This window comes from Kitasatospora sp. NPDC094015, from assembly GCF_040304075.1.
Lineage (GTDB): Bacteria > Actinomycetota > Actinomycetes > Streptomycetales > Streptomycetaceae > Kitasatospora.
Genome location: NZ_JBEOUL010000010.1, coordinates 68,092 through 94,349 on the forward strand (window position 1 = coordinate 68,092; position 26,258 = coordinate 94,349).

The following is a 26,258-nucleotide window of genomic DNA, read 5'->3' on the forward strand; positions in this document are numbered from 1 at the left end:
GTGCCCGCGCGCCGCCGCCCCTCAGCGTCCGCGCGTCGTCCCGTCGACCACCACCCCGGCAGCCCCGAGCCCGGTACGGCGGCTGCGGGCCGCGCCGGCCAGCAGGTGGGCGCCGGCGAGCAGGAGGCCGAGCAGGAGGACGCCGAACCACAGGGCACTCGTCCCGAGGTACTGGGTGACCAGGCCGCCCAGGGTCGGGCCGAGGAACATCGCGCCGGTCAGGCCGGAGCCGAACACGCCCTGGTAGCGGCCGCGGGCAGCAGGGGGCGAGAGGGCGACGGTGAGGGTGGAGTTGGCGAGGGTCATCAGCATCTCGCCGACCGTCCAGACGGCGACCGTCAGCGCGTACGCCCACAGGGTGTCCGCGAGCGCGGCGAGCCCGAAGCCGGCCCCGGCGAACAGGGCCGAGACGGCGAGCACCCGGTCGGGACGGAACCGGGCCAGCAGGTTGGGAAGGAAGAGCTGGCCGGCCACGATCAGCGCCATGTTGACGACGATCACCTGCCCGTAGGAGGTGACGTCCAGCCCGTCGGCGACGAGCGCGGCCGGCAGCATCTTGTTGGTCTCGATCATGGTCCAGCCGAGCAGGGTGAGGCCGACGAAGACCATGAAGGTACGGTCCCGCAGGACCAGGCCGAGCCCTCCGCCGCCGGCTGTGCCCGGCACGCGCCCGGGCCCGGTCTCCGGGACCTTCAGGGCCAGCAGCAGCGTCGAGCCGAGCAGCACGGCGGCGTTGGTCGCGAACAGCAGCATCGGTGCGATCCGGGCCAGCAGGCCGGCGAGCAGGGCCGCCGCGGCCGAACCCAGGTTGAAGGCCCAGTAGTTCAGGTTGAGCGCCCGGATCCGGTCGGGCCCGGCGACCACGTCGATGATGGCCGCGGTGAGTGCGGGCCGGACCGCGCCCAGGAACACCCCGAGCAGCAGCGAGAGCAGCAGCACGGCCGCCGGGCCGCCGGCCCCGCCGAGGAGCAGCATGGTCAGCGCGGCGGGCGGGGCCGCGCCGAGCAGGACCGGGCGCCGCCCCCACCGGTCGGCGGCGATCCCGCCGGGCAGCGCGCCCAGGGCGGTCCCGATGCCGCCGACGCCGATCACCAGGCCGACGTAGGAGGCGTCGAAGTGGCGGACCGACAGCAGGTAGACGCCGAGGTAGAGCTGCGCGACCGCGCCGGCGCGGTTGATCAGCGACGCCGTCCACAGGTACCAGAAGACCGGCGGCAGGCCCCCGGCCGTGGCCCGCCACCAGCGGCCCGCCGGGCCACCCACCGCGGGGCCCTGGTCGCGAGCGCGATCCTGGGCGGCGGCTGCCAAGGCCTCGGGGCGCGGCGCAGCGGGACGGGTGACAGGCGGACGGTGCACGGTCGGCTCCTCGACGTGGCCCGGGGACGGCGTCCCGGACGGTGTGCCCGGACGCTACGCGGCGCCCGCCCGTGAGGTCCTGGTCCACTTGTGGCAAAGTGGACCGGTGACCTCGACCCGTCCCCCCGGGATCGCCGCCGCCCTCGGCGAGTGGCGGCAGGAGCCCGGGCCGCTCGCGCGGACCCTCGCCACGGCGGTCCGGGACGCCGTGATCGACGGACGGCTGCCGCCCGGCTCCCGGCTGCCCTCGGAGCGCGCCCTCGCCGCCGCCCTCGGGATCAGCCGGGGCACCGTGGTCACCGCGCTGGCCGCGCTCCGCGACACCGGCTGGCTGCGCACCCGGCACGGCAGCGGCAGCGTCCTGCGGCTGCCGCCGGCGGTCACCGAGCGCACGGCCCCCTGGTCCACCGACCACGGCGACGGCATCGACCTCACCCGGGCGGTGCCCGCCGCCCCGCACCACGCCTACCTGGCGGCCTCCCGCCGGGCGGTGGAGCGGTCCGCCTCGCTGCTGGTCGACGGGGCCGAGCCGGACGCGGGGCTGCCGCAGCTGCGCGAGCTGTTGGCCGACCGCTACACCCGCGAGGGGCTGCCGACCCGGCCGGACCAGATCCTGGTCACCGCCGGCGCCCGGGCCGCGCTCACCCTGCTGGCGGACCACCTGCACGACCGCGGCCGCCCGGTCCTGATGGAGAGCCCCACCTACCAGGGGGTGCTGGCCGTGCTGCGCCGCCGCCGCGCCCGCCTCGCCACCGTGCCGGTCGGCGCCGACGGCTGGGACCTCGCCCACCTCGCCCGCACCCTGGCCACCGCGCGGCCGGCGCTGGCCTTCCTGACGCCCGACTTCCACAACCCCACCGGCGCCCTGATGTCGCCGGACCAGCGCCGCCTGGTCGCCGAGGCGGCCACCGCGCACGACCTCACGGTGATCGCCGACGAGACGCTGCGCGATCTGGATCTGCGCACGCCGCCCGGACCCGTGCCGCACCTGGCGGGCCGCGGGGTGGTCTCGGTCGGTTCGGCCTCGAAGCTGGTCTGGGGCGGGCTGCGGGTCGGCTGGCTGCGCACCGACGCCGCCCGGATCCGCGAGCTGCTGCTCAACCCGCTCCAGGCCCGACTGTCCCCGCCGCCGCTGGAACAGCTCATCGCCTGCGAGCTGCTGGCCGACCCGGCGGACCTGCTGCACGAGCGGCGCGAGCGGCTGCGGGCGCAGCGCGACCACCTCGCGGGGCTGCTCGACGGCGCCGGCCCGTGGAGCTTCACGCTCCCCGCGGGCGGTCTCACGCTCTGGCTGCGCCTGCACGGGACGACCGCCGCCGCGCTGGCCGGGTACGCGGCCCGCCACGGTCTGAAGCTCTCGCCCGGTCCGGACTTCGCCGCCGACCGGACCCTGACGCGCCACCTCCGGCTGCCCTTCACGGCCACCCCGGAGACCCTGGGCCGCGCGGCGGCCGTGCTCACCGCACCGGGGGCGCCGGGCAGCTGACCGGGTGCCCCGTGCCGGGGTCGGCCCGGCACGTGGGTCGACCGCACGCGGGTGTCGGCGGACGCCCGGCCGGGATCGTCAGACGAGCCCGAACAGCGCGGCGGCCGCCAGCACGACACCGCCGACGACGGTCAGGACGGTCACCCGGCGGCGGCGCACGGGCCGGGGCTGCTCGTACTGGCGCGGAAAGGTCATCGGGTACCTCCGGGGTCCAGGGGACGGGACGGCCGCGCAGCGCCGCAGGCTCGGAACCGCTCGCTCCTGCCGGCCGGTGGCCGTTCGCTGCGCGGGCAACAGCCCTGAGCCTAGGAGGAGTTGCCGGCCGGGGTGCAATCCGGCCCCCTCCCTAAAGGAGCCCTAAGGTTCTCCTGAGCCTCCCTTCGGATCGCCGGGCCGGGTTCGACGGCTCCCCAGCCCGAGGGACGGCCGGGCACCAACGGCCGGTCAACACCGGGTCAGCGGCGGGTCAGTCGTGGGTCAGCGGCCGGTCAGCGGCGGGTCAGGGCGGCCGGGCACCATGGAGTCATCGCCCGGGGGAACGGCAAACACCCCGGGAGGATGGAGAGGTGCCCGGAGCGGTTCATCGGGTGCCAGGCCGGCAACGGCCAGCAGGGTCCTCGCGGCCCGCGCAGGTTCGAATCCTGCCCTCTCCGCCTCTTCGGCACGGTCTGCGTAGCGTCCCGGTAGCGCGGCGCTCGCGGCCTCGTACCGCCGGTCCCCCTTCCCATCAGCGGCATCTCCCCCGGTCGGCCGGGTCCCACGCCGGTCGGCCCCGCGCGGCGCGACGCCGTGCCGACGGATCCGTCGCGGTCCGCGATACGGCGTCCTGACAGTCTCTGGCCGCCCACCCAGGGCCGCCCGCGCCTCGTCTGTGCGGGCGGGCGCCGGCGGGCCGCAGCAGACCATCACGACGGTTCGGCATGGCCGGCGCCCGCACCCCGGGCCGCGGCCATGGCTTCACGAGGGGGAGTACCAGGTGTCCAATCGATCAGGCCGACAGGACGGCAACGGATCCGGCCGCGAGGCCGCACGGCCCGGCCGGCGGGCGCTGCTCGCCGGGGTCACCGGGGTCGGCGCGCTCGCCGGCGGGCTGGCCCTCGGGGGCCGTAGCGCGATGGCCGCCACGCCGGCCCTCACCGGGCCGGACGCGTACGTGGTCGACGTGATCGCGAAGGGGGCCGACCCGACCGGTGCCACGCCGAGCGACGCCGCGTTCCGCGCCGCCGCGGCCGAGCTGCTGGGCTCCTTCCAGCCCGGCCCGATCTCGGGCGCGATCCCGAAGAAGACCCTGCTGATCCCCCCGGGCACCTACCTGCTCACCCAGCCCGACTCGCTGCTCCCCGGCGAGGACGGCGTCGGCAACGGCGGCATCGTCGACGGCATCGCGATCGCGGGGTACGGCAAGCGGCTGTCCCGGATCACGTACGCGCCGACCGCCCGCAACACCACGCTGTGGACCAACCGGCAGCGCTACAAGAACATCCGGATCAGCGGCCTGAGCTTCGAGAGCAAGGACGCCACCGCGAGCTTCAACTACGCCTACTCCTCGGACGCGGGCGGCGTGCAGGACACCTGGTACACCGACGTCGAATGGCGCGGCACCTGGAAGGTAGGCATCGGCCTCGACGGGCCGGCCACCACCTCCGACCTCAACAGCGAAATGGGTTGGGACCACTGCCAGATCGGCGGTTCCTACGCGGACGCCTTCCTGGTGATCGGCATGACCCCGGCCGAGTCCCAGCAGGACCAGTTCCTCAACTACTGGTTCCGGGACTGCAAAGTCGAGTTCAAGTCCGGGGCTTTCGTGCGCAACGAGCGCGGCGGTTCGATGAACTTCATCGGCGGTTCGTACATCCTCACGGACGCCGCCTCGACCGGCACCTTCTTCCAGCTGGGCGCGCAGGCGGCCACCCGCGCGGACTCGGTGATGCGGCTGTACGCCCAGGGCATCCGGTTCGAGCTGCGCGGTGTCGGGCACAAGGTCATCGACTCGGCCTGGTACAAGGGCAGCATCACCTTCGTGTCCTGCGACGACACCGCCCTGTCGTTCCAGTCCTGGGCCCCCAACGCCGTGCCGCACAGCTACCGCTTCGACGCCGTCAACCCCTCGCGAGGTCCGATGGTCCGGTACCAGGACTGCGCGCTGATGGGCTCCCACCACGTCACCTCCGCCACCGCGACCACCGCGGGCAAGGTGCTCTACGACGGCAGCCGATTCATCGACATGACGACCGGCATCGGCAGCACCGGTTTCCTGCGCTGGTCCGGGCCCGCGCCGTCCTACGAGTTCCGCGACTGCCTGGCCGGCAGCGCCCGGCTCGCCGACGCGAAGGCCTGATCCTTCCCGGACCGCCCGCCCACCGCCCCCGTGCCCGGGGCGGTGGGCGCCATTCGTGTGCCCGCCGGGGCGCCGCCCCCCGCGTGGCGGTCGGATCGCCTACCCTGCGGGAACTGACGCCTCGCCACGAAGGGGACCGGCATGCCTTCCCGACTCAATCCGTACATCAGCTTCGACGGCAACGCCCGCCAGGCCATGGAGTTCTACCGGGAGGTGTTCGGTGGCACGCTGGCGCTGAGCACCTTCGGCGATTTCGGCTCGAAGGACGCCCCCAACGCCGACAAGATCATGCACGGCATGCTCGAGACGCCGTCGGGATTCACGCTGATGGGGGCCGACAACCCGCCCGGAACGACGAACGGACCGGGGACCAACATCTCGGTGAGCCTGAGCGGGGACGACGACGGCGACCTGCGCGGCTGGTGGGCGAAGCTGTCGGCCGACGGCACGGTCACCGTGCCGCTGGAGAAGCAGATGTGGGGCGACGTGTTCGGCATGTGCGCGGACCGGTTCGGCATCATCTGGCTGGTCAACATCTCCGCAGCGCAGGGCTGAGCGCCCCGCCCGGACGGGCGGCGGTGCATCGAGCGGCGGCGGGTGATCCGGGTCGGCCCGGCCCACCCGCCGCCGCTCCGTCGTGCCGCCCGGCGACCGGCCCGCGTCACTCCGTTCCGGGCGGGATGCTACCGCCCCATTGACATGGACCTGCAACCAGGACTTAACCTGGCGTGCGCTACCGATCGGTAGCTTCTGTTCCGCACCGGAACGAGGCACGGTACGGCCCTCTCCACACCCCAGCGGAGGGCAGGTCGTCGCGCCCCGCGCCGGGAGTCGCACATGCCCCCAACTGCGTCGTGACTCAACCACGGAGAGCCCATGAGGCGCACAGTGCCGGTCGACCTCGTCGTCGGGATCACCCCCTTCCATGAACCCGACGCCGCCCTCACGGAGGCCGTCTGCCGGGCCGGTGCGCTCGGCGTGCTGGACCTCGGCACCGGCGACCGCCGGGCCCGCGAGGAGCTGGCCGCACTCCGGGAGAGAGCGCCCGGCCGGTTCGGGCTCCGGATCGGACCCGATTGCCGGCTCTCCCCCGAGGACCTGCACTCCCCCGACCCGCAGGCCCGACCGCACACCCTGGTCCTGCCGCCCGACGTGCCCGGCTGGGACCTCGCGGCATTATCCGCCGACCACCGCGTGCTGGCGGAGGTCACCGACCTGGACCAGGCACTGGCCGCGGTCCGGGCCGGCGCCCACGGGCTGATCGCCCGCGGCGCCGAGAGCGGCGGCCCGGTCGGCGAGTTGAGCACCTTCGTACTGCTGCAGCTACTGCTGTCGGATCCGGCGATCCGGGTGCCGGTGTGGGCCTGCGGCGGGATCGGGCCCTTCACCGCGGCGGCGGCCGTCGCGGCCGGAGCCGCCGGCGTGGTGCTGGACAGCCAGCTCGCCCTGCTGGCCGAGGCCTCGACGCCGGAGGAGGCCGCGGCCGCCGTCCGCGGCATGGACGGCTCCGAGACCGCGGTGGTCGACGGGCAGCGGGTGCTGCGCCGCAGCGGGCCCGCGGGCGTCGCCGCCGTGGCATTGACGGTCGGTCAGGACGGCTCGCTCGCAGCATTGTTCGCCGAGCGGTGGGGCACCGTCCCGCGCGCCGTGCGGGGCATCCGGCAGGCGGTGCTGGACGGCGTACGGGCGGCGAGCGACGTGCAGCGCCAGCTCGTCCCGGGGTCCGCGCTCGGTGTCGCACTCGGGACCGAACTCCCGCTCGCGCAGGGGCCGATGACCAGGGTCAGCGACCAGCCCGGCTTCGCGGCGGCGGTGGCCTCCGCCGGCGGCCTTCCGTTCGTGGCCCTGGCGCTGGCCGGCCCCGAGCAGACCCGCGAGCTGCTCGCCCGCAGCGCGGCCGCCGTCGAGGGGCGTCCGTGGGGCGTGGGCGTGCTGGGCTTCGCCCCGGAGGAGGTGCGCGGGGCCCAGCTGGCGGAGGTGCTGGCCGCCCGGCCCACCCACGCCGTGATCGCCGGCGGCCGCCCGTCGCAGGCGCGGGTGCTGGAGGAGGCGGGGATCCGCACCTTCCTGCACGTGCCCTCCCCGGGGCTGCTGCGGCAGTTCCTGCAGGACGGGGCGCGCCGGTTCGTCTTCGAGGGCTCCGAGTGCGGCGGGCACGTCGGGCCCCGGCACAGCTTCCCGCTCTGGGAGGCCCAACTGGGCGTGCTGGCCGAGTTCCTGGACCGCACGCCGGACCGACCGGCGGTGGAGGTGCTGTTCGCCGGCGGCGTGCACGACGAACGCTCGGCGGCCGCGGTGGCCGTGCTCGCGGCGCCGCTGGCGGCCCGGGGGGTGGCGGCGGGCGTGCTGATGGGCACGGCGTACCTGTTCACCGAGGAGGCGGTGGCGCACGGGGCGGTCCGCCCGGCGTTCCAGCGTCAGGTGGTGGCCGCGCGCGGCACCGAACTGCTGCTGACCGCACCGGGGCACGCCACCCGGTGCGTCCCGAGCCCGTTCACCGCCGAGTTCCTGGCCGAGCGGCAGCGCCTGCGGGACGAGGGGGTGCCGCAGCGCGAGGTCTGGGAGCGGCTGGAGCGGCTGAACGTCGGCCGGCTGCGGATCGCCAGCAAGGGCGTCGACCGGGTGGCCGGCGAGCTGACCGAGGTGGACGAGCCGGGGCAGCTGGCCCAGGGGATGTTCATGGCCGGGCAGGTCGCCGTGCTGCGGTCGGCCACCATCACGCTGGCCGCCCTGCACGCCTCGGTCAGCACCGGCGCGGCGGCCTTCCTGGCGGCCCGGGCGACGGAGCTGACGGAGCGCCTCGGGCTGGCCCCGGCGGCCGAGGAGCCGGCGCCCGAACCGCTGCGGATCGCGGTGATCGGCATGGCCGGCATGTTCCCGCAGGCGCCCGACCTGCCGACGTTCTGGGCGAACGTGCTGGCGGGGGTGGACGCGGTGACCGAGGTGCCCGCCGAGCGGTGGGACCCGGCGCTCTACCACTCCGAGAAGGGCGGGCCCGGCACCACCCCGTCCAAGTGGGGCGGCTTCCTGCCGCCGATCCCCTTCGACGCGCTGAGCTACGGCATCCCGCCGGCCGCGCTGGGCAGCATCGAGCCGGTCCAGCTGCTGGCCCTGGAGGCGGCCCGGCGGGCACTGACCGACGCCGGGTACGACGGCGGCGGACCGGACGGCGGGCGGCCCTTCGACCGCGCCCGCACCAGCGTGGTGTTCGGCGCGGAGGCGGGCAGCGACCTGTCCAACGCGGGCGTGCTCGGCGCGGTGCTGCCGGCCTACCTCGGCTCGGTGCCGGAGGCCATCGCCGAGCAACTGCCCGCGCTCACCGAGGACTCCTTCCCCGGGATGCTGGCCAACGTGATCTCCGGGCGGATCGCCAACCGCCTCGACCTGGGCGGCGCCAACTTCACCGTGGACGCGGCCTGCGCCTCCTCGCTGGCCGCGCTGGACGTGGCCTGCAAGGAGCTGGCGGCGGGCACCGCCGACCTGGCCCTGTGCGGCGGCGCCGACCTGCACAACGGCATCAACGACTACCTGCTCTTCGCCTCGGTGCACGCGCTGTCGCCGACCGGCCGCTCCCGCCCGTTCGATGCGGCGGCGGACGGCATCGCGCTCGGCGAGGGCGTCGGCTGCCTGGTGCTCAAGCGCCTCGCGGACGCCGAGCGCGACGGCGACCGGGTGTACGCCGTGGTGCAGGGCGTCGGCAGCGCCAGCGACGGCCGCTCGCTCGGCCTGACCGCACCCCGGCCGGAGGGCCAGCGGGCAGCGCTGGAGCGGGCCTACCGGGGCGCCGGGGTCGCCCCGGCCGCGGTCGGCCTGGTGGAGGCGCACGGTACCGGCACGGTGGTCGGTGACCGGACCGAACTGGCCACGCTGAACGCGGTGTTCACCGAGGCCGGGGCGGCGCCGGGGAGCTGCGCGCTGGGGTCGGTGAAGTCGCAGATCGGCCACACCAAGTGCGCGGCCGGACTGGCCGGGCTGATCAAGGCCTCGCTGGCGCTGCACACCGGGGTCAAGCCGCCCACCCTGCACCTGACCGAGCCGAACCCCGCCTGGCAGGCCGGGCAGAGCCCGTTCGCCTTCCACACCGAGGCCCGGCCGTGGGCCGCTCCGGCGGCCGAACGGGTGGCCGGGGTCAGCGCGTTCGGCTTCGGCGGCACCAACTTCCATGCCGTGCTGACCGGTTACGACGGACCGGCGCCCGTGCACGGGCTGCAGGAGTGGCCGGCCGAACTCCTCACCTTCCGCGGCGCCGACCGCGAACGGGCGCTGCGCGGGGTGGCCGAACTCCTGCGGCTGGCAGAGGCACCGGGTGCGCCGTGGCGGCTGCGCGACCTCGCGCTGGCGGCCTCCCGGCGGGCGGAGACCGGCCACGGGCCGGTCCAGGTCGCGGTGGTGGCCTCCGACCTCGCCGGGCTGACCGAGGCGCTGCGGCGGGCGCTGGCGGGCGAGCACGATCCGGCGGCCGGGGTGCACCTGGCCGCCGAGGACGGCGTGCCGGGCGGCCAGGTGGCGTTCCTCTTCCCCGGTCAGGGCAGTCAACGGCCGGGCATGTTCGCCGAGTTGTTCACGGCCTTCCCAGGCGTGCAGCGGCACCTGCGGCTCGGTCGCGGCTACGCGGACGTGCTCTACCCGCCGGCCGCGTTCACCGAGGAGGCGCGCAGCCGGCAGCGCACGGCGGTGACCGACACCAGGGTGGCGCAGCCCGTCCTGGGGATGGCCGGGCTGGCCGCCCACGAGCTGCTCGCGCTGGCCGGGGTGCGTCCGCAGCTGGCGGCGGGCCACAGCTACGGCGAGCTGGTGGCGCTCTGCGCGGCGGGCGCGCTGGCGGCCCACGACCTGCCGGCGATCAGCGCGCAGCGGGCGCTGGCGATCCTGGACGCGGTCGGCGAGGGCACCGACCCGGGGTCGATGGCGGCCGTGGCGGCCGGCGCCGAGCAGGTCGAACAGGTGCTGGTGGCGGCCAGGTTGGCCGGCCGGGTGGTCGCGGCCAACCACAACGCGCCCGAGCAGACCGTGATCTCCGGGGCCACGCCCGAGGTGGCCGCCGCGACCGAGCGACTGCGCGAGGCCGGGTACGGGGTGAAGCGGCTGCCGGTCGCCTGCGCCTTCCACAGCCCGCTGGTCGCGGGCGCCGGCGAGCGGTTCGCCGAGGCGCTGGCCGGCTGGACGGTCCGGGAGCCGGAGTTCCCGGTCTACTCGAACCGGACGGCGGCCGCCTACCCCGCCGATCCGGCCGCGGTCCGGGCCGCGCTGGCGGCGCAGATCGGCGCCCCGGTGCGGTTCGTGGCCCAGATCGAGGCGATGTACGAGGCCGGCGCCCGGGTGTTCGTCGAGGCCGGGCCGGGTTCGGTGCTGACCGGGCTGGTGTCGGCGGTGCTCGGCGAGCGCCCGCACCGGGCGGTGCCGGTCGAGGGCCGGCGCCGGGGCCTGCCCGGCTTCCTGGACGCGCTGGCGGAACTGGCCGTCGCCGGGGTGCCGGTGCGCACCGGGCGGCTGCTGCGCGGCCGGGACGCGGTGGAGGCGGGCCGGGCGCCCGCACCCCGGCGGGCCGGCTGGCTGGTGGACGGGCAGCTGGTCCGTACGGCTGCCGGAGAACTGCTGCCCGGCGCGCTCGCGCCGGCCAGACCCGTACCGGAGGCACTGGTGGCGGCACCGCACGGACCGGCAGGGCACGGACAGGCACGACACGGACAGGCACCGTACGGGCAGGACGGGTCGGCGCAGGGTGCGCGGTCGGCCGCGGACGCGCTGGTGGCGGATTTCCTGAGCAGCAGCCGGGAGATGATCGCGGCGCAGCGTGACGTGCTGCTGAGCTACTTCGGCACGGCGGGGGCCGTCCCGCCCCCGGCGCTCGCGGCACCGCCTACGCCCGTCGCGGTGTCCGCGGTGTCCGCGGCGGCGCTGCCGGCCGCGGCGGCGCGCGAGCCCGAGCCCGAGGCCGGTCCGGGCGGGGCGGTCGATCTGACGGCCGCCGTGATCGAGGTGATCGCCGAACGCACCGGCTACCCCGCCGACATGATCGAACCCGACCTCGACCTCGAAGCCGACCTCAGCATCGACTCCATCAAACGCACCGAGATCATCGGCCAGCTCGCCCGCCGCCTCGCCACCGGCACCGACCTCACCACCCTCACCGACCACGAACTCGAAGAACTCTCCGGCGCCCGCACCGCCACCGCCATCACCACCTGGCTCACCACCCGCCTGACCACCACCACACAACCGGCGGACACGGAGGAAGCCGTCGAGGCCGTCGATCTGATGGCCACCGTCATCGAGGTGATCGCCGAACGCACCGGCTACCCCGCCGACATGATCGAACCCGACCTCGACCTCGAGGCCGACCTCAGCATCGACTCCATCAAACGCACCGAGATCATCGGCCAACTCGCCCGCCGCCTCGCCACCGGCACCGACCTCACCACCCTCACCGACCACGAACTCGAAGAACTCTCCGGCGCCCGCACCGCCACCGCCATCACCACCTGGCTCACCACCCGCCTCACCACCACCACACAACCGACCGACGACGAAGCACCCGTCGACCCGGCGACCGTCCCGGTGCAAGGCCACGAGCCCGCGCGGCTGCGGCTGCTGCCCGTCGGGCTGGCGGAGGCCACCGGGTCGGCGCAGTTGCTGGCCGGCCGCCGGTTCGCACTGCTCGGCTCGGACGGCGGCGGCGTCGCCGAGGAGCTGGCCGGGCGACTGACCGGGCACGGCGCCCAGGTGCTGGCGCTCGACGCGGAGCACCTGCTGTCCGCCGCGGACGGCCCGGTGGACGGCGTGCTGCTGCTCGACCCGCTGACCGGCGGCGGTACGCCGGTGCTGCCGGGCGCGGTCCCGGCGCTGCAGGCCGCGCTGGCCGCCGGGCCCCGGTGGCTGCTGGCCGCGCGCCCGACGCCCGACGGCGGCTCCGACGCGGCCTCCGGCTCCGGCTCCGGCTCCGGACGGGCGGACGGGTTGCGCGGGCTGTTCCGCACCCTGGCCCGCGAGTACCCCGAAGCCACCTGCCGGGTGGTGGAGTTCGAGCCCGGCGCGGAGCCCGCCGAGGTGGCCGGCGCGCTGCTCGGCGAGCTGCTGGCCGAGGACCGTGAGCCGGTGGTGCTGCGTGGCCCGGCCGGCCGGCAGGGGCTCGCCCTGACGGAGTCCGGGCTCGGCGTGCTCGGCAGCACCGGCGCCGGACCGGCCGGTGACGGCGTGGCCGAGGCCGCCGCGCTGGGCCTGGACCGGGACGCGGTGGTGCTGCTGGTCGGCGGGGCGCGCGGGATCACCGCGCGCTTCGCGGCGGCGCTCGCGGCGGCCTCCCGGTGCCGGATCGAGCTGCTGGGCCGCACCGCACCGCCGGAGGGCCCGGAGGACCCGGTGACCGCCGGTGCCCCCGACCGTGCCGCGCTGCGGGCGGCGCTGGCCCGCCAGGGCGTACCGCTGCCCGAGGTGGACCGCGCGGCCGCCCGGCTGCTGGCCGGACGCGAGGTCGCGGCGACCCTCGCCGAGCTCGCCGCGCTGGGCTCGCCCGCCCGCTACCAGGCCGTGGACGCGGCCGACCCGGCGGCCGTCCGGCAGGCCGTCAAGGAGGTGTACGCGGCGTACGGACGGTTGGACGGCGTGGTGTACGCGGCGGGCGTGATCGAGGACAAGGTGCTGGCGCAGAAGGACCCGGAGTCCTTCCGGCGGGTGTACGCCACCAAGGCGGACGGCGCCCGGGTGCTGCTCGACGCGCTGGCCGAACTGCCGGGCGGCCCGGGGTTCACCGTGCTGTTCGGCAGCATCGCCGCCGCGCTGGGCAACCGCGGCCAGGCCGACTACGCGGCGGCCAACGACGCGCTGGAGGAGCTCGGCGCGCGCTGGGCCGCCGCCACCGGACGACGGGCGCTGACCGTGCACTGGGGCCCGTGGGCGCCGTCCGGCCCGCACGGCGGGATGGTCTCGCCGGAGCTGGCACGGGACTACGCCCGGCGGGGCGTGCGGCTGATCGACCCGGACGCGGGCACCCTGGCGCTGCTGCGCGAGCTGGCCTGGGGCGAGGAGTCGGTCCGGTCCGTGGTCTACACGGCCTCGGGCTGGTGACGGCCGTGACGGCCGTCACCCCGGCGGGCAGGGCGGGGACGGCGACGGCGGTGCCGGTGGCGGTGGTCGGCATGGCGGTGCTGCTGCCCGGCGCTCCGGACCTGGCCACGTACTGGCGCAACCTGCGCGGCGGCGTCGACGCCATCACGGAGGTCCCCGACGGGCGGTGGGACGCCGGCTTCTACGATCCGGCGGCAGCCTCCGGGCCCGCCGCCCCGGACCGGCTGTACTGCCGGCGCGGCGGGTTCGTGGACGAGCTGGCCGAGGTGCGGCCCACCCGGTTCGGCATCATGCCGACCTCGGTGGCCGGCGCCGAGCCGGACCAGCTGATCGCGCTCCAGGTCGCGGCCGACGCGATCGCGGACGCCGGCGGGATGGAGCGGCTGCCCGACCGGGACCGGATCGGGGTCGTGCTGGGCCGGGGCGGGTACCTGACGCCGGGCCTGGTCCGGCTCGACCAGCGGGTCCGGACCGCGCACCAGCTGGTGCGCACCCTCGGTGAGCTGCTGCCGGACCTCACGGCCGGGCAGCTCGCCCGGGTGCGCGAGGCGTTCACCGACCGGCTCGGCCCGGACCGGCCGGAGTCGGCGATCGGGCTGGTGCCCAACCTGGCCGCCTCCCGGGTGGCCAACCGCCTCGACCTGCGCGGCCCGGCGTACACGGTGGACGCGGCCTGCGCCTCCTCGCTGGTCGCCGTCGACCAGGCGGTCGGCGAACTGGCGGGCGGGCGCTGCGACCTGATGCTCGCCGGCGGGGTGCACCACTGCCACGACATCACGCTGTGGAGCGTGTTCGCCCAGCTGCGGGCGCTCTCCACGAGCGAGCGGATCCGCCCGTTCCACCGGGGCGCCGACGGCCTCCTGATCGGCGAGGGCACCGGCGTGGTGGTGCTGAAGCGGCTGGCCGACGCGCAGCGCGACGGCGACCGGGTGTACGCGGTGATCCGCGGCACCGGCGTGGCCGGCGACGGGCGGACGGCCGCGCTGGCCAACCCCGACCCGGGCGGCCAGGCCCGGGCGGTGCGGGCCGCCTGGCGGGCGGCCGGGCTCGACCCGGCGGCGCCCGGCGCGCTCGGCCTGCTGGAGGCCCACGGCACCGCCACCCCGGTCGGGGACGCGGCCGAACTGGCCACCCTGGCCGAGGTGTTCGGCCCGCCGTCGGCGGACGGCGAGCGGGCGGTGCTCGGTTCGGTGAAGTCGATGATCGGCCACCTGATGCCGGCGGCCGGGATCGCCGGTCTGGTCAAGGCGGCGCTGGCGGTGCACCACGGGGTGCTGCTGCCGACCCTGCACTGCGACGATCCGCACCCGGCGCTGGGCGCCACCCGGTTCCGGACCGTCGCCGCCGAGGAGCCCTGGGAGGGCGCCGGCCCGCGCCGGGCCGCGGTGAACGCCTTCGGCTTCGGCGGGATCAACGCGCACGTGGTGCTGGAGCAGGCCCCTTCCGCCATGGCTCCCGCTGCTGCCGTTCCGGCCGCCGCGGCTCCCGGGCGGCTGAGCGTGGCGGAGCCCGAGCGGGTGCTGCGGCTCGCCACCGACGGCCCGGAGCAGCTGGCCCGGCTGCTGGCCGGCGAGGACGGCGCGGTGCTCGCCGCCGGCCTGCCCGAGCGCGGCGCACCCGCGCCGGGCTGCCGGCTGGCCATCGTCGACCCGACCGCCAAGCGGCTGGCGCTGGCCCGCCGCGCGGTGGCCCACGGGCGCGCCTGGCGCGGGCGCAACGACCTCTGGTACGCGCCCCGGCCGCTGCTCGGGACGGGCCGGCTGGCCTTCCTGTTCCCGGGCCTGGAGGGCGAGTTCCTCCCCCGGGTGGACGAGGTCGCCGACCACTTCGGCCTGCCTAGCCCCGCTGCGGCCACCGGCCCGGCCGGTCCCGACGGCCCGGCGGCCAGCCTCGGACGGCACGGCGTCGGCGTGGTCGCGGTCGGACGGCTGCTGGACACGGCGCTGCGCCGGCTCGGTATCCGCCCGGACGCGGTGGCCGGGCACAGCGTCGGCGAGTGGACCGCGATGGTCAGCGCCGGCCTGTACTCCGGGGCCTCGGTGGACGCCTTCCTGGAGTCCTTCGACCCGGACGAGCTGCTCGTCCCCGGCCTGTCCTTCGCCGCGCTGGGCGCGCCCGCCGAGCGGGTGACCGAGGCGCTGGCCGGCCGCGCCGACCTGGCGCAGGTGGTGCTCTCGCACGACAACGCCCCTCAGCAGTCGGTGGTCTGCGGGCCCGCGGAGCCGGTCGCGGAGCTGGTCCGGCTGTTCCGCGCGCAGGGGGTGCTGGGCCAGGTGCTGCCGTTCCGGTCCGGCTTCCACACCCCGATGCTGGGCCCCTACCTGGGGCCGATCCGGCGGGCCTCCGAGCGGTTCGAACTGCACCGGCCGCAGGTGCCGGTCTGGTCCGGGACGACGGCCGCGCCGTTCCCGGCGGCCGAGGCGGACGTCCGGGCGCTGTTCCTGCGCCACCTGCTGGAGCCGGTCCGGTTCCGGCCGCTGGTGGAGACCATGTACGCGGCCGGGTTCCGGGCGTTCGTGCAGGTCGGCACCGGGCAGATCGGCTCGCTGGTCGGCGACACGCTCGGCTCCCGGGAGCACCTGGTGGTCGCGGCCAACTCGCCGCACCGCGACGGGCTGGCCCAGCTCCGCCGGGTCGCCGCGGCGCTCTGGGCGGAGGGCGCGGAGCCCGACACGGCGGCGCTGCGGCCCGCCCGCACCCCGCGGGCTGCCGGGGCCCACCCGGCGGTACGGCTGGACCTCGGCGGGGCGCTGGTCTCGCTGGCGCCGGCCGCCCTGGCCGGGCTGCGGGCCGAGCTCGCGCCGCGCCGGGCCGTCCCCGTCGGCGCGGAACCCGATCCGGCGGCGCTCGCCGGCGCGGAGCCCGACCTGGCCGCGCTCGCGGCCGACCACCCGCTGGCGGCCGAACTCGACGCCCTGCTGCGGGAGACCGGGCGGACCGCGGCCGAACTCATCCACGCCGGTCGCAACGCCCCGCCCCCACCAGCGCCGTTGCCGCCGCGGCCACCGGCGCCCGTACCCGTGCCCGTCCCGGTGGTCCCGGACACCGTGCGGCTGCGGGTCTCGACCGCCGCCATGCCGTACCTGCTCGACCACTGCTTCTTCCGGCAGCGCCCCGGCTGGCCCGACCTGACCGACCGCTGGCCGGTGGTCCCGGCGACCACGATCGTCCAGCACCTGATGGACGCGGCGGAGCAGGCCCGGCCGGGGCAGGTCGCGGTCGGTGCGCACGATCTGCGGTTCGGGCAGTGGGTGCCGGCCGCCACACCGCTGGACGTCGAGCTGAAGCTGCGCGAGGCCGGCCCGGGCCGGCTGGCCGCCGAGTTCGGCGGCTACGCGCGGGGCACCGTCGAACTGGCCGACCGGCACCCCGCCCCGCCCGCCGCCTGGCGGCCCGACCGGGCCACCGAGCGCCCGCCCGCCCTCACCGCGGCCGACCTCTACGCCGAGCGGTGGATGTTCCACGGCCCGGCCTTCCAGGGCCTGAGCGAGCTGACCGCGCTCGGCGAGTCGCACGTCCGCGGCGTGATCACCGCGCCCGCCGCGCCCGGGGCGCTGCTGGACAACGTCGGCCAGCTGCTCGGCTACTGGATCATGGCCACCCGCACCGAGCGGACGGTCGTCTTCCCGGTCGGGATGCGCCGGCTCACCCTGTACGGGCCGCCGCCCCCGCCCGGCACCCGGCTGGAGACGCACATCCGGATCACCGGCCTGACCGACACCGTCCTGGAGGCGGACGTCCAACTGGTCGCCGGCGGCGCCGTCCGGGCCGAGATCCGCGGCTGGCAGGACCGGCGCTTCGACAGCCACCCGGACACGCGCCCGGTCGAGCGGTTCGTCGAGCGTCACACCCTCTCGCAGCCACGGCCCGGCGGCTGGGTGGTGGTGCACGAGCGCTGGCCGGACCTCGCCTCGCGCGACCTGATCATGCGCAACCACCTGGGCTCCGAGGAGCGTTCCCGCTACGAGCGGCAGCCGCCGCGCGGGCGGCGGGCCTGGCTGCTGGGCCGGATCGCGGCCAAGGACGCCGTCCGGCGGGCGCTCTGGGAGCAGGGCGAGGGCCCGCTCTACCCGGCCGAGATCGCGGTGCTCAACGACCCGCCGCCGGACGCCGGGCCCGGCCACCCCTCCGGGCGCCCCCGGGTGGTCGGCCTGCACGGCCGGACCTTGCCGGAGCTGGAGGTGTCGCTCGCGCACCACGCCGAGGCGGCGGTCGCCCTGGCCCGGCCCCGGCGCCCCGGCGGCGGCCCCGGGGTGGGCATCGACCTGGCGGAGGTCACCGGCCGCCCGGACGACCTCCGGGTCGCGCTCGGCCCGGCCGAGGCGCGCCTGCTGGCGGCCTGCCGCGACGAGCACGGCGGCTCCGAGGCGCTCTGGCTGACCAGGTTCTGGGCCGCGAAGGAGGCCGTCGCCAAGGCGGAGGGCACCGGACTGCGCGGCCGGCCACGGGACTTCGCGGTGCTCGCCGCCGAGCCGTCCGAGCTGCTGGTCGCCGTCGCCGGCACCGCAGGACCACGGACCCACCGGGTGCGCTGCACCCCGCACGCCAACCCGCCCGGGCTGCCGCCGCGCAGCTACGTGGTGGCCTGGACCACCAGCACGGACGACACCGAGACCCCTGAAGGGACGGCCACCACGTGACCGGCAGCGCACAGACCGCCCACCTCCGCCCGCCCACCGAGCCGGAGGTCCTCGCGGAGATCACCGGCATGCTGGCCGTCGTGCTCGACGAGTACGGCCTGGACGAGGCCGAGGTGACCATGGACGCCCGGTTCACCGAGGACCTCGGCCTGGAGAGCATCGACCTGGTGACCCTGGCCGGGCAGCTCCAGGAGCGCTGGGGCGACCGGATCAACTTCGCCGAGTTCCTGGCCGCGATGGAACTCGACGAGATCATCGGCCTGACCGTGGGCCGGCTGGTCGAGCACGTGGTGGCCCGGCTGCAGCCCGCCGAACGGGGCTGACATGGCCTTCGTCGAGCTCGACGGGCTGCGCTTCCACGTGCAGCGGCTCGGCCCGACGGACGGCCGCCCGCCCGCGGCGACCGCCGTCCTGCTGCACGGTCTGCTGACCGACAGCCTGGCCAGCTACTACTTCACCCTGGCACCCGCCCTCGCCGCCGCCGGGGTGGAGGTGCTGATGTACGACCAGCGCGGGCACGGGCGCAGCGGCCGCCCGCCCAGCGGCTACCGGCTGGAGCGGTTCGTCGAGGACGCGGTCGGGCTGCTGGACCGGCTGACCGGGGACGGCCCGGTGCACCTGGTCGGCAACTCCTTCGGCGGCACGGTGGCGTTCGGCCTCGCGCTGCGGCGCCCGTCCCGGATCGCCGGGATCCTCGCCATCGAGTCCGAGCCCGCCTCGGCGGGCTGGGCCACCAAGCTGGACGGCATCCTGCGGCGGGCCGAGACCGAGCTGTCCGACGAGACCACGCTGGCCTGGGTCACCGCCCGGCGCGGCGCGCACACCGCCCGGCTGGCCCGCGCGGCCGGGCGGCTGCTGGACACCACCACGGTCGCCCGCGACATCCCCGCCAGCCTGCTGCCCGCCGAGGCGCAACTGCGCACCGTCCGCTGCCCGGTGCTGGCGGTGTACGGCAGCGAGTCCGACCTCGCCGACCAGGCCACCTGGCTGGAGGAGCTGCTCCCCGACTGCCGCAGCACCTTCGTACCGGGGCAGGAGCACTCGGTGCTGATCGAGGCGCCGGACACCGTGCTCGGCCTCACCCTGGCCTGGCTGCGCCGGCACGGCGCGGCGCTGCGCGGTCCCGGTGCCCGGGCCGGGCGGGACCTGGTCGAGGAGGGCCTGCGGTGAGCCGGTTCCTGTTCGTGGTGCCGCCGCTGGTCGGCCACGTCAACCCGGCCGTCGGGGTGGCGGCCGAGCTCGCGGCCCGCGGCCACACCATCGCCTGGGCCGGGCTGCCGGAGGTGGTCGGACCGCTGGCCGGGCCCGGTGCGCGGGTGTACCGCTGCGAGGTCGCCGCCGAGGGCGCGGCCGTCCCCCGGCCCGCGGAGCTGCGCGGGCCGGCCGCGCTGAAGTTCCTCTGGCAGGAGTTCCTGGTCCCGCTCGCCGAGGCGATGGTGCCGGGGGTGGCGCAGGCCGTGGACCGGTTCGGGCCCGACGTGCTGGTGGTGGACCAGCAGGCCCTGGCCGGGGCGCTGGTCGCGGAGCGGCTCGGACTGCCGTGGGCCACCACCGCCACCACCTCCGCCGAGTTCACCGGCGCCCTGGACGGGATGCCGCTGGTGGACGCCTGGATCAGCGGACTGCTCGCCGACCTGCGCGCGCGGCTCGGGAGCCCGGACGCGGCCGGGGACCTCCGGTTCTCCCCGCACCTGGTGCTCGCGTTCACCACCCCGGAACTGACCGGGCCGATCGCGCGGCCGGGCCCGGTGCGGTTCGTCGGCCCGTCCCTGACGGCACGTCCGGGCGCCGCCTTCCCGTGGGAGTGGCTGGACCGGGACCGCCGCTGCGTCCTGGTCACGCTGGGGACGGCCAACCCGGACGCCGGCCGGGAGTTCCTGACGGCCTGCCGGGACGCGCTCCGGGCGCGCTCCGGGTGGCTCCAGACGGTGATCGTCGACCCGGGCGGCGTGCTCGGCGACCCGGCGCCCGACGCCGACCTGCGGGTGGCGCGCTCGGTCCCGCAGCTGGAGCTGCTGGCGCGCACCGCCGCCGTGGTCTGCCACGCCGGCCACAACACCGTCTGCGAGTCGCTGTGGCACGGCGTGCCGCTGGTGGTCGCCCCGATCCGGGACGACCAGCCGGTGGTGGCCGCGCAGGTGACGGCGGCCGGCGCCGGGGTGCGGGTCCGGTTCGGGCGCAGCGCCGCGGAGCGGGTCGGCCGCGCCGTGGACACCGTCCTGGACGACCCCGCGCACCGCGCCGCGGCCGGCCGGATCGGCGCCGCCTTCCGCTCGGCCGGCGGAGCGACCGCCGCCGCCGACGCGCTCGACCACCTCCTCACCACCGCCGCGAGGGAGCCCCGATGACCACCGATCACCCCACCGGCGGCGGGACGGACACCGGTACCGCACGGGCGCGGCGGATCGCCGCGCTGCGCCCCGGCTACCGGGCCGACCTCGCCGCCGGGACCGCCCGGTTCTTCGAGCCGCGCCGCGCCACCTGCCCGTGGTGCGGCTCCACCGGGCTGCGCCCGCGGCTGCGCACCACCGACCTGCTCCAGCACAAGCCCGGACGGTTCGAGCTGGACGAGTGCCGGGACTGCGGGCACGTCTTCCAGAACCCCCGATTGACCGGCGCCGGGCTGGAGTTCTACTACCGGGACTTCTACGACGGCCTCGGCGAGCAGCGGTTGGCCGGGATGTTCGGCACCCGCAGCGCGGTCTACCGCGGCCGGGCCCGCTCGGTGGCCCCGTACGAGGCCGCGCCCGGCACCTGGCTGGACGTCGGCACCGGGCACGGCCACTTCTGCGAGAGCGCCCGCGCGGTCTTCCCGCGGACCGTCTTCGACGGCCTCGACCTCAGCGAGGGCGTCGAACTGGCCGAGCAGCAGGGCCGGTTGGCCCAGGGCTACCGCGGCTCCTTCCCGGAACTCGCGGGCAGGCTGGCCGGCCGCTACGACGTGGTCAGCATGTTCCACTACCTGGAGCACAGCACCGACCCGGCGCGCGAACTGGAGGCGGCCCGGGAAGCGCTGCGCCCCGGCGGCCTGCTGCTGATCGAGGTCCCCGACCCGCGGTGCCGCTACGCCCGGCTGCTCGGGCGCTGGTGGCTGCCGTGGCTCCAGCCCCAGCACCTGAACCTGGTGCCCGCCGCCAACCTCCGGCGTCGGCTCGGCGAACTCGGCTTCACCGTGCTGCGGGAGCAGCACGGCGAGGCCCACGACCCGGTGGACCTGATCGCCGCCTGCTGGCTGCTGCTCGACGCGTTCGCCCCGCGCGAGGACGCCCCCTGGCTCCCGGGCACGCCGCCCGGCCGGCTGCGCCGTGCGCTGCGCGGCGCGCTGTTCCTGGCCGCCGCACCGGCCCTGCTGCTGGCCTTCCTGCTCGACCGCCTGATCGCCCCCGTCGCGGGCCGGACGGGCCTGTCCAACGCCTACCGCCTGGTCGCCCGCCGCACCCCCGAGGCCCCGGAGCGGGAGGCCTCCACGTCGGGCTGAGTCGCCCCGCCCGCCCCGGTCGCACCGCCGCGTACGGACGGCTGTCGGCATCCGATCCGCACCGCAGCTGCCCCGGCGCAGTGCCTCGGCGCCGCCGCTGCCCTGCACGACGACCTGGTCATCACGGACACCCGGCGGCACACCGACACCCGGCGGGCCGGGGAGGCCGTTCACCCGGCGGCCCGGAGGCCGTGGTGCCCGGCCCGAGCCGAGCGGGGCACCACGGCGGCGGGTGTTCGGCGATCAGGCGAAGTTCAGGGCGTAGACGTTGGAGGCGGTCCACTTGATCCGGACCTCGCCGGTGATGCCCTCGTACACCCTCGTGCCGCCGGTGACGACGCCGACGAAGCCCCCCTCGCCGCTGACCGGAGGCACGGCGCCGGCGCTGAGCGGCAGGCGGGTGGTGAAGGAGACCATGCCCTTGTTGTCGCCGCTCGCGATGTCGACGAAGCCGGAGCAGACCGCGACGGCAGAGTCGGAGGGCTCCTTGGCGCAGGCGACCTGGACGTCGCCGACCACCTCGTTGTCGGTGTTCTTGAGCTTCGCGGAGCCGCCGAAGGTGTCCGGGAACGAGTCCGGGAGACCGCCACCGCTGAAGTCCAGGACGAGCACCTGGACCGGGGCCGCCCGGTGGGTGGCCGGGCTACTGGCGAGGGCCGGAAGGCTGAACGCACCGATCGAGCCGGCGACCACGCCGGCGATCGACCAGGCAATGACACGGGGAGAGGAAAGACGTCGCACGACAGCTCCGAAGGGACGGCCGGGCCCGTCGCCCGGTTCGGCACCAAGCCGATCACAGTCCGCTCCGGGGTGAGGCCCTCGACGGCGCCGGCCGAAGCCCCTCATCCTGCCTTCAACTTCCCACCCTTATAAGCTACTTGGTCTCTGTCCCAACGACGGTCGAGGCCATGAACAGCACCGGGGAATCACCGGCATGGCGCAGCGGGACGCCCCCTCCGGTCACCCGACCGGCCGGTGGTACCACGCCTGGACGCTCGCGCCCTCCCGGACGGATCGACCACGAGCGTCGAACCCCCGACGCCAACGGGCCGGACGGGCCCTGCAAAACCGTCGTCGGACCGGTGAGCACGGCCCTCTCCAAGGTCCCCGACAGTCAGCCGCTCAGCGCGCCGTTCGCTGCCGGCCGTCCGCGCCCGCGGTCCGTCAGCCCCCGGTGTCCGTCACCGCCTGCCGTGCTCGCCCGCGGGCGGTGGCGAACGCCACCGTCACCAGGAGGGTGGGCAGCAGCGGGGCCACCGGGTGCAGCCAGCGGAAGGTGGCGCCGCCGGCGGCCGCGCCCGCGATGAAGAGCAGCACCACGCCCGAGTCGCGCGCGGCTCCCCGGCCGCGGGTCACCAGTGCGGCGACCGCGGAGGTGACCGCGCCCGTCAGGAAGGACGTGGTGACGCCGGTGCCCGCCGCCACTCGGACGCTGCCGTTCTGGCAGCCCATCGCGGCCGCCGTGAGCAGGAGCAGGGCCGCGCGCCGGCCGGCGTCGGGGTGGGCGTCCCAGGCCAGCCAGCCGGCCGTCACCAGCCACAGCGCCAGCGCCTCGACCGCCAGGCCGCCGGGCAGGCCGCGTGCCGGGAGCCGGCCCCGGCCGGCCGTCACCGCACTGCCCGTGACGGCCCCCAGCAGGTAGCCCAGCAGGGCGAGTCCGGCCAGCCGCGCGGCGCCGAGGTGGGCGGTGCCCAGACTCAGGCCCAGCACGGCGGAGTTCGCGGTGACGACGCTGGTGAAGACGCCGCCGAGGGCGAGGAAGCCGAAGGCGTTGGCGGCGCCGGCGGCGAGCACCAGCAGGGCCCGGGTCACGGCGCCCCCGGCCGTACCGGCGGGCCGCCGCTGTGCCGACCGGCGGTCACGGACGCCATCCGGACACCTCAGCCCTCCCGGCTACCCTCGCGGACCTGTCCGCCAGCCTCCCACCTCGTCCCCGGTCCCGCATCCGTTGAGCCCCGTGGCCGGGCGGCCGGGCGGCCGGGGGGTCGCCGGACCCACGGGGCGAGCCGCTGCCCGGCCGTCAGGTCCTCCCGCCAGTACCGGAGCACCAGGCCCTCGACCACGTCGAGCCGCTCGGCGGCGCGATCACGGGTCCAGCCCCCGTACCCCGGCGGCCTGCCGGTCCGCGCCGTCCAGCAGCTCCGGCAGCGTGCCGGGGAACCGCAGGATCAGCGGGTGCAGCGCGGCCCACCGTTCGGCCGACACCTCGCCCGCGGCCCGGCGCGCCGGCAGCTCGGCGCCGCTCGACACCTGCGGCCCACCCATGCCGTCCCCTCCCCGTCCGCGTCCCCCGGTCGCCCGCAGTGTACGGAGTGCGGCGGCGCCCGGGCGTCCGGATTCCGCCGGTGCCGACCGTCCCGCAGGGCGGCGCCGCCCGGTTGCCCGCCGCCGTGGGGTGGCCGATGCTCGGTCCGTGGCCGCAAGGCCCGCGCGTGGACCGCCGAGGCGGCCGCCGTCGAGCCAGGAGGAGGCGAGCAGGTCATGGAGATGAAGCTCGAGGTCGTGGTGGTGCCGGTGACCGATGTCGACCGGGCCAAGGGCTTCTACCAGGGGCTGGGCTGGCGGCTGGACGCCGATGTCGCCTCCGGCGAGGACTTCCGCGTGGTCCAGCTGACCCCGCCGGGCTCGGCCTGTTCGGTGATCTTCGGGACCGGGCTCAGCTCGGCCCGGCCCGGTTCCGCCGAGGGGCTGCACCTGGTGGTGACGGACATCGAGGCGGCGCGGGCGGAGCTGGTCGGGCGCGGGGTCGAGGTCGGCGAGGTGTTCCACGACGCCGGCGGGGTCTTCCACCGGGCCGGGACGGCGGGCCGGGTGCCGGGCCCCGACCCGGAGCGCAGCAGCTACGGGTCGTTCGCCTCGTTCGCCGACCCGGACGGCAACGGCTGGGTGCTGCAGGAGATCACCGAGCGGCTGCCCGGCCGCTGACCACGGGCGGCCCACCGAACGCCACCGAGAGCGACCGATCATCGACCGAGGAGCAGTCCTGTGCGCGCTGACATCGTGCCCGGCGGGGTCTTTCCCGACTACCAGCTGACCGACCACACCAAGACCCGCCGCACGCTGAGCGAGCTGCAGGGGATCGATCCGATGATCCTGATCCTCTCGCGCGGTCACTACTGCCCGAAGGACCACCAGCAGCACCTGGAACTGGCTGCGCACCAGGCGGAGGTCGCGGTGGCGTACACCCGGATCGTGACCATCGCGACCGACAACATCCTGACCGTCGGCGAGTTCCGGGCCGCCGTGGGCGCGCAGTGGACCTTCCTGTCCGACCCGGGCCGCAAGGTGCAGAAGGACCTGGACATCCAGGAGTACACCGACCCGCACCACGACCCGATGATCCCGCACACCCTGGTGCTCGCACCGGGCCTGGTGATCCACAGCGTCTACAACGGCTACTGGTTCTGGGGCCGCCCGTCCGTCGCCGACCTCTGGCGCGACCTGCGCGAGGTCACCCGCACCTGCCGCCCGGACTGGGACCTCGCCGCCCCCGGCCTGCGCGAGGCCTGGGAAGCCGGCGACCACTCCCACCACCACCCCTACCCGACCGGCGGCACCGGCACCTGACCAGTGGGTCCGATCGGCCGGAGCGCGTGTCCGATCCGGCCACGACACGACCCGCTGCACGGGAGCGCCATCGCCCTCGTACTCCGCCGCCTCACCCGCACCGCCGGCGCCGCGGCAAACCCCGGGACAGCACCCACCGCGTAGGGCTGGAATGTCCCCCGTCGGCCTTGGCAGCGATGAGCTACCTCGCCATCCCTGCGGCACTGTTGAGTTCGGTGGCCGGGAACGGCGCCCACTTGGTCTCGGACAGCAGTCGACGGTGGAACTTGTCCAGGAGAACAGTGGTTCGGGCATGGCGCTCGATGATCGCGGCGATCCCAGGCTGAACGCCGTCAGGGCGGCGGCCTTCGATCCATTCCCGCAGGAGCGTGTCCGGGTCCGTACCGCCCGGGAGGCGGTGGACAAGACTGTGGACCAGGTGGCCGGCGGTGTAGTGGCGGTCGTAGGCGAGGTGGTCCGAGAGGAACTGCCGCTCGGCTGCTGCGAGCTCGAAGTCCGAGCTCAGAGCCAGCCCGAAATCTGCGAAGTAGACCAGCCGGCCGTCGGTCAGGAGGTTGCGGAAGTGGGCGTCGAAATGCACCAGCCCGCGAGAGCGCATGAACGCCGTTCCACGCGCCAGGGCAGCCTCCACCCACGAGTACGAGCAGTCGGTGTCGGCCGACGGCACGGTCTGCGGACACCCGTGCAGCCATTCACCGAGCGTCTGCGGAATGTGCTCCAGGAACAGCACCAGGCTGCAGGAAGACCGGCCGATGGCCTCCAGCCGTGCACGGACGGCCGGTGAGCCCTCCCAGTACGCGACCGCTCCGTCGATGCCCCCGAACTCGTCCGCGAAGCCCTCGGGAGGAGAATCGGGCAGGACGCGCCAGTGGTACATCAGCGGGAAACCCTCGTACTCCCCGGTCAGAACCCAGCTGGTGGTCATGGTGTGTGCGGCCAGTTCCCGCCAGGCACCGAAACCGGCCGAGCCTACCCCGTACTGGTAGAACAGCGGCAGGCCGAAGAGGTTCGCCGTCGACCGGACACCCGACGGCCGCGTCTCGATGTCTGTCAGCGGCACCCGCTTGACGAAGATCCGTGTACCGCCGAGGTCCAGCTCCGCACACCTGCCGCCGATGCCGGCCCCGATCGCCGAGGCCGACGCCAGGATTTCGCCGGCCTGGCTGTCACTCAGCCGGGACAGGCGGGCAGCCACGCTCCGGTGGGAGGTGAGCCGAGCGGCGTACACGGAATCAGCGTGGCGCATCCAGTGCTCCTCGAAAGACTCGAACCAGGACACCACCGATCATAGGAACGCCAACACACGGTCTCGGGCGCCCCGGAGGACAG

16 protein-coding genes and 1 tRNA gene are annotated in these 26,258 nt (G+C 76.0%); 12 read left to right on the forward strand and 5 right to left on the reverse strand.

All coding sequences use genetic code 11. The features are described 5' to 3' along the window. Positions 1-21 precede the first annotated feature (21 nt). On the reverse strand, positions 22-1,356 hold the full coding sequence (locus ABT014_RS15250) for an MFS transporter (RefSeq protein ID WP_350639206.1): 1,335 nt from the start codon (positions 1,354-1,356) through the stop codon (positions 22-24). A 106-nt stretch (positions 1,357-1,462) separates the two neighbouring features. Here ABT014_RS15250 and ABT014_RS15255 point away from each other — a divergent pair, with 106 nt between their 5' ends. From ABT014_RS15255 to ABT014_RS15300, 10 genes are all read left to right on the forward strand, one after another. Continuing rightward, the gene (locus tag ABT014_RS15255) at positions 1,463-2,842 is read left to right on the forward strand and encodes an aminotransferase-like domain-containing protein (protein WP_350639207.1); all 1,380 of its coding nucleotides are present in this window, start codon (positions 1,463-1,465) and stop codon (positions 2,840-2,842) included. Between the two features lie 560 nt (positions 2,843-3,402). Beyond that, positions 3,403-3,495 (forward strand) — tRNA-Cys (locus ABT014_RS15260). A 323-nt stretch (positions 3,496-3,818) separates the two neighbouring features. Further along, on the forward strand, positions 3,819-5,180 hold the full coding sequence (locus tag ABT014_RS15265) for a hypothetical protein (protein ID WP_350639208.1): 1,362 nt from the start codon (positions 3,819-3,821) through the stop codon (positions 5,178-5,180). Positions 5,181-5,321: 141 nt separating this feature from the next. After that, on the forward strand, positions 5,322-5,735 hold the full coding sequence (locus ABT014_RS15270) for a VOC family protein (protein WP_350639209.1): 414 nt from the start codon (positions 5,322-5,324) through the stop codon (positions 5,733-5,735). A 321-nt stretch (positions 5,736-6,056) separates the two neighbouring features. Beyond that, positions 6,057-13,244, forward strand: a complete 7,188-nt coding sequence (locus ABT014_RS15275; protein WP_350639210.1) for an SDR family NAD(P)-dependent oxidoreductase — start codon at positions 6,057-6,059, stop codon at positions 13,242-13,244. Beyond that, positions 13,241-17,884, forward strand: coding sequence for a beta-ketoacyl synthase N-terminal-like domain-containing protein (locus tag ABT014_RS15280; protein WP_350639211.1), 4,644 nt, complete (start codon positions 13,241-13,243; stop codon positions 17,882-17,884). The genes ABT014_RS15275 and ABT014_RS15280 overlap by 4 nt, the downstream gene beginning before the upstream one ends. Positions 17,885-17,952: 68 nt before the next feature. Then, the gene (locus ABT014_RS15285; protein ID WP_350639340.1) at positions 17,953-18,207 is read left to right on the forward strand and encodes a phosphopantetheine-binding protein; all 255 of its coding nucleotides are present in this window, start codon (positions 17,953-17,955) and stop codon (positions 18,205-18,207) included. Position 18,208: 1 nt separating this feature from the next. Then, positions 18,209-19,054, forward strand: coding sequence for an alpha/beta fold hydrolase (locus tag ABT014_RS15290; protein WP_350639212.1), 846 nt, complete (start codon positions 18,209-18,211; stop codon positions 19,052-19,054). Continuing rightward, positions 19,051-20,232, forward strand: coding sequence for a glycosyltransferase (locus ABT014_RS15295; protein ID WP_350639213.1), 1,182 nt, complete (start codon positions 19,051-19,053; stop codon positions 20,230-20,232). The genes ABT014_RS15290 and ABT014_RS15295 overlap by 4 nt, the downstream gene beginning before the upstream one ends. Next, positions 20,229-21,362, forward strand: a complete 1,134-nt coding sequence (locus tag ABT014_RS15300; protein WP_350639214.1) for a class I SAM-dependent methyltransferase — start codon at positions 20,229-20,231, stop codon at positions 21,360-21,362. The genes ABT014_RS15295 and ABT014_RS15300 overlap by 4 nt, the downstream gene beginning before the upstream one ends. Before the next feature lie 243 nt (positions 21,363-21,605). Here ABT014_RS15300 and ABT014_RS15305 read toward each other — a convergent pair whose 3' ends face one another. The 3 genes from ABT014_RS15305 to ABT014_RS15315 all read right to left on the reverse strand — a co-directional run bounded on the left by ABT014_RS15305 (position 21,606) and on the right by ABT014_RS15315 (position 23,627). Further along, positions 21,606-22,103 carry a hypothetical protein gene (locus ABT014_RS15305; RefSeq protein ID WP_350639215.1) on the reverse strand — a complete coding sequence of 166 codons (498 nt, stop codon included), beginning with the start codon at positions 22,101-22,103 and terminating at the stop codon, positions 21,606-21,608. Between the two features lie 423 nt (positions 22,104-22,526). Beyond that, positions 22,527-23,174 (reverse strand): DUF1275 family protein, encoded by a 648-nt coding sequence (locus ABT014_RS15310; RefSeq protein WP_350639216.1) that lies wholly within the window; start codon positions 23,172-23,174, stop codon positions 22,527-22,529. Positions 23,175-23,447: 273 nt separating this feature from the next. Continuing rightward, positions 23,448-23,627, reverse strand: a complete 180-nt coding sequence (locus tag ABT014_RS15315) for a hypothetical protein (protein WP_350639217.1) — start codon at positions 23,625-23,627, stop codon at positions 23,448-23,450. Between the two features lie 216 nt (positions 23,628-23,843). On the opposite strand from ABT014_RS15315, the gene ABT014_RS15320 reads away from it, so the two are divergent. Both ABT014_RS15320 and ABT014_RS15325 read left to right on the forward strand, forming a co-directional pair. Further along, the gene (locus ABT014_RS15320; RefSeq protein WP_350639218.1) at positions 23,844-24,287 is read left to right on the forward strand and encodes a VOC family protein; all 444 of its coding nucleotides are present in this window, start codon (positions 23,844-23,846) and stop codon (positions 24,285-24,287) included. Between the two features lie 60 nt (positions 24,288-24,347). Then, a complete protein-coding gene (locus ABT014_RS15325) occupies positions 24,348-24,929 on the forward strand; it encodes a redoxin domain-containing protein (RefSeq protein ID WP_350639219.1) in 582 nt (193 codons plus the stop codon). A 181-nt stretch (positions 24,930-25,110) separates the two neighbouring features. Here the strand turns inward: ABT014_RS15325 and ABT014_RS15330 are convergent, their stop codons facing one another. Then, positions 25,111-26,175, reverse strand: coding sequence for a protein kinase family protein (locus ABT014_RS15330; protein ID WP_350639341.1), 1,065 nt, complete (start codon positions 26,173-26,175; stop codon positions 25,111-25,113). Positions 26,176-26,258: the final 83 nt, after the last annotated feature.

Excerpts from the sequence above, each read along its gene's own strand:
- ABT014_RS15270 (WP_350639209.1), top strand. The coding sequence starts at position 5,322 with ATGCCTTCCCGACTCAATCCGTACATCAGCTTCGACGGCAACGCCCGC.
- ABT014_RS15275 (WP_350639210.1), top strand. The coding sequence starts at position 6,057 with ATGAGGCGCACAGTGCCGGTCGACCTCGTCGTCGGGATCACCCCCTTC.
- ABT014_RS15285 (WP_350639340.1), top strand. The coding sequence starts at position 17,953 with ATGCTGGCCGTCGTGCTCGACGAGTACGGCCTGGACGAGGCCGAGGTG.
- ABT014_RS15290 (WP_350639212.1), top strand. The coding sequence starts at position 18,209 with ATGGCCTTCGTCGAGCTCGACGGGCTGCGCTTCCACGTGCAGCGGCTC.
- ABT014_RS15300 (WP_350639214.1), top strand. The coding sequence starts at position 20,229 with ATGACCACCGATCACCCCACCGGCGGCGGGACGGACACCGGTACCGCA.
- ABT014_RS15315 (WP_350639217.1), bottom strand. The coding sequence starts at position 23,627 with ATGGGTGGGCCGCAGGTGTCGAGCGGCGCCGAGCTGCCGGCGCGCCGG.
- ABT014_RS15320 (WP_350639218.1), top strand. The coding sequence starts at position 23,844 with ATGGAGATGAAGCTCGAGGTCGTGGTGGTGCCGGTGACCGATGTCGAC.
- ABT014_RS15330 (WP_350639341.1), bottom strand. The coding sequence starts at position 26,175 with ATGCGCCACGCTGATTCCGTGTACGCCGCTCGGCTCACCTCCCACCGG.